At 72.3% G+C, this 1,273-nt stretch carries 1 protein-coding gene; it reads left to right on the top strand.

Going from position 1 to position 1,273, the window contains the following annotated elements:
- The coding region (locus tag ACI2L3_RS40410; protein ID WP_404757459.1) for a hypothetical protein at positions 1 to 1,122 on the top strand (1,122 nt) is incomplete at its 5' end.
- Between the last annotated feature and the right edge of the window lie 151 nt (positions 1,123 to 1,273).

Genomic DNA, 1,273 nt, shown 5'->3' with positions numbered 1-1,273 from the left:
GGGGCCGGAACCCCGATCGCCCGTGTGGACGACGGCGAGTGGATCATCAACCAGCGGTCCTCCGCGAAGTGGGGGGCCCTGCTCGATGCGATCAACCGCGACGACCCGAGCCTGATGGGCCTGCCGGCGTTCGCCGGAGGCGGGCGTGTGGGGGCCGAGAGCCTGGCCTCGAGCATGAGCGTGGCCGCCGCCCGGATTGTGGCGGCTGCGAACGCGCTCGTGGTGGCCATGCGGACCGCCACGCTGGCGGCACGCGCGGCTGATACCGCGGGAAACGCTACGCGCTCGAAGGGCCGCAGCGCGCCGAAGGCGAACACGCACGGCAGCTCTGCGGCATGGACGGGCTCGACGAGGGGCTACGACAAGGGCACCCGCGACTGGGTGAGCATGATCGAGCCCGACCGGAAGGCGCGCGCGAAGCAGGGCTGGAACGTGGTCCCGTGGGAGTACGTGGCCGGCACGCCGGGCGCTGACCACGGGGACCATCCGTGGGAGACGCTCGGTCCGGCGTGGATGCGTCAGCTCGAGCGCCGATACGGCCCGATCTTCTCCGGGGCGATCCACGAGGACTGGTCGGGCCGGGTGTTCTTCAAGGACGGCCGGCAGATCATGCTCGACTCCGGCGGGGCCTGGCGGTGGGTCTCCCCGAAGGAGGAGGAGTTCCGGGCGCGGGCCTTCAACGGCAAGCTGCTCCGGGACTTCTACCCGCGGTTCGCCGCGGGCGGCCGCCTGCCGGGCACGGGTCGGGGCACGGACCAGATTCTCGGCGTGACCGGGGACGGGACGCCGCTGGCCTGGTTGGACGACCACGAGTGGGTCGTCAACGCGGACTCCGCGGACCGGTACCCGGCGGCACTGGACCTGATCAACCGGGACCACCCCTCCGTGCACCACCTGCGCGGCCGGGCCGCCGGCGACATCACCGCCCCGTCCTGGTCGTCGTACGCACCCGCTCCACAGCTGAGCATGGCCGCCCCCGCGGCTGCGCCGGCGGTGGATACGGCCACGATTGCGCGCACGGTCGCGTCGGTGATGGCCGGGTACAGGCCCGTGTTCAAGGTCGGCAGCTACGAGGTTGCGGGCATCATGCGCGAGGCACAGGACTACATGGGAGGACGGTGACCCGTATGGGTGGGCTACTCGGACCCGCCGGCGGGCTGAAGGAGCTGCGATGCGCCACCAGCCTGTCCATCGCCCCGACGGCGGACACCGTCCTCCAGGTCGCGCAGGGCCTGGACTTCGAGACCGAGTGGGTGCAGCTGCGCGCCGGGCG

This window comes from Streptomyces sp. NPDC029674 (genome assembly GCF_044903205.1).
Taxonomy (GTDB): domain Bacteria; phylum Actinomycetota; class Actinomycetes; order Streptomycetales; family Streptomycetaceae; genus Streptomyces.
This window is presented reverse-complemented; position numbering and strand designations above follow the sequence as displayed.